At 37.7% G+C, this 2706-nt stretch carries 1 protein-coding gene and 1 pseudogene; both read right to left on the reverse strand.

Annotation, left to right across the window (positions count from 1 at the left end; translation table 11 throughout):
- Window positions 1–870: pseudogene (locus AC1DND_RS24950) on the reverse strand (DNA-directed RNA polymerase subunit beta'); the annotation flags it as partial.
- Between the two features lie 87 nt (window positions 871–957).
- On the reverse strand, window positions 958–2706 hold a 1749-nt coding region (rpoB, locus tag AC1DND_RS24955; protein ID WP_477585247.1), incomplete at its 5' end, for a DNA-directed RNA polymerase subunit beta.

Here is a 2706-nt window from a genome sequence, read left to right on the forward strand (position 1 = left end):
GTTACGGATAATTACACGGCGGTATAAATCATTTAAATCGGAAGTAGCGAAACGGCCACCTTCTAATGGCACTAACGGACGTAATTCTGGTGGAATAACCGGAACGATTTTAACAATCATCCACTCAGGGCGATTCTCGATACGTGTATTAGCTCCACGGAAAGCTTCAACAACCTGAAGACGTTTTAAAGCCTCATTTTTACGTTGCTGAGAAGTTTCGTTAGCTGCCTGGTGACGTAAATCATAAGATAAAGTATCTAAATCAATACGTTTTAATAAATCTTCTAATGCTTCAGCACCCATTTTGGCGATGAATTTATTAGGATCTTTATCGTCTAAGTATTGGTTTTCTTTAGGTAATTTATCTAAGATATCTAAATATTCTTCTTCCGTTAAGAAGTCCATATAGTTGATACCTTCTTCAGCCATTAAGCCTGATTGAATAACTACGTAACGCTCGTAATAGATAATTAAATCTAATTTTTTAGTAGGTAAACCTAATAAATAACCGATTTTGTTTGGTAAAGAGCGGAAGTACCAGATGTGTGCAACAGGAACCACTAAAGCAATGTGTCCCATACGCTCACGACGTACTTTTTTCTCCGTTACTTCAACACCACAACGATCGCAAACAATACCTTTATAACGGATACGTTTGTATTTACCGCAATGACATTCGTAATCTTTTACCGGACCAAAAATACGCTCACAGAACAAACCATCACGCTCAGGTTTGTAAGTACGGTAGTTAATGGTTTCTGGTTTCAACACCTCACCGCTTGAGCGTTCCAAAATAATTTCTGGAGACGATAAGCTAATCGTGATTGATGTGAAATTGCTTTTTAATTTATTATCCTTTTTGTAAGACATATCTTTTTGTTTTTAGTAGCAAGTACTTAGTATCAAGTATCGAGATTGAATTAACCTTCTTGATACTCGATACTTTATACTTAATACTTAGTCTAACGTAATATCTAAACCTAATCCGCGTAACTCATGTACCAATACGTTGAACGATTCTGGTACACCTGGTGTTGGTAGGTTCTCACCTTTAACAATGGCTTCGTAAGTTTTGGCTCTTCCGATTACATCATCCGATTTAACGGTTAAGATCTCCTGAAGAATATTAGCTGCACCGAATGCCTCTAATGCCCAAACCTCCATCTCACCAAAACGCTGACCACCGAACTGGGCTTTACCACCCAATGGTTGTTGTGTAATTAATGAGTATGGTCCGATTGAACGGGCGTGCATCTTATCATCAACCATGTGACCTAATTTCAACATGTAGATAATACCTACAGTTGTAGTCTGATCGAAACGCTCACCTGTTAAACCATTGTATAAGTAGGTTTTTCCTGAAGCAGGAACTCCTGCTTTAGCGATCCATTCTTCCACCTCATCGTGCGTAGCGCCATCAAAAATCGGAGTTGCAAATTTAACACCCAATTCTTTACCGGCCCATGCCAATACGGTTTCGTAGATCTGACCAAGGTTCATACGTGAAGGTACACCTAGTGGGTTCAACACGATATCAACCGGAGTACCATCAGCTAAGAAAGGCATATCTTCATCACGTACAATACGTGCAACAATACCTTTGTTACCGTGGCGACCCGCCATTTTATCACCTACTTTTAATTTACGTTTTTTAGCTACATAAACTTTTGCCATCTGTACGATTCCTGAAGGAAGCTCATCACCTACACTGATCGCGAATTTATCGCGTTTGTAAGCACCAAGTTCTTCGTTAACACGGATACCGTAGTTGTGAAGCAACATTTTAATCATCTCGTTTTTATCATCATCAGTAGTCCATTTGTTAGGGCTAATGTGATTATAATCAAGCTCAGCTAAAATTTTCTGAGTAAATTTAGCGCCTTTAGCAACTAATAATTCTTTGTAAATGTTAAATACACCCTGAGATGTTTTTCCATTTACGATGGTGAATAATTTGTCAACTAATTCTGCTTTTAATTTCTCAGTGATATTGTTATATCCTTTGTCTAATTTCTCAATTGCCGATTTTTCCTCAGCTTTTGTAGTTTTCTTAGCACGGCTGAATAATTTAGTATCAATTACCACACCTTGGATTGAAGGAGGAGTTTTTAAAGACGCATCTTTAACATCACCTGCTTTATCACCAAAAATTGCACGTAGTAATTTCTCTTCCGGCGAAGGATCTGATTCTCCTTTTGGAGTAATCTTACCAATTAAAATATCACCTTCTTTTACATCAGCACCAATACGGATAATACCGTTTTCATCAAGGTCTTTAGTAGCCTCTTCAGAAACGTTCGGGATATCTGGTGTTAATTCCTCTTCTCCACGTTTAGTATCACGTACTTCTAATTCAAACTCTTCAATATGCAATGAAGTGAAAACGTCATCACGAACAATACGCTCGTTGATTACAATCGCATCCTCAAAGTTGAAACCTTGCCAAGGCATGAATGCCACTTTCAGGTTTCTACCCAATGCTAATTCACCATTTTCAGTTGCATAACCTTCGCAAAGTACTTGTCCTTTAGTAACTTTCTGACCTTTCTTAACGATTGGTTTTAAGTTGATACAAGTATTCTGGTTGGTTTTTTTGAATTTAATTAAACGGTAAGTTTTGCTATCACCTTCAAATGAAACTAAACGATCATCTTCGTTACGCTCATATTTAATGGTGATTTCGTTAGCATCAACATACTCTACAAC

It is taken from the genome of Pedobacter sp. 01N416, from assembly GCF_056399685.1.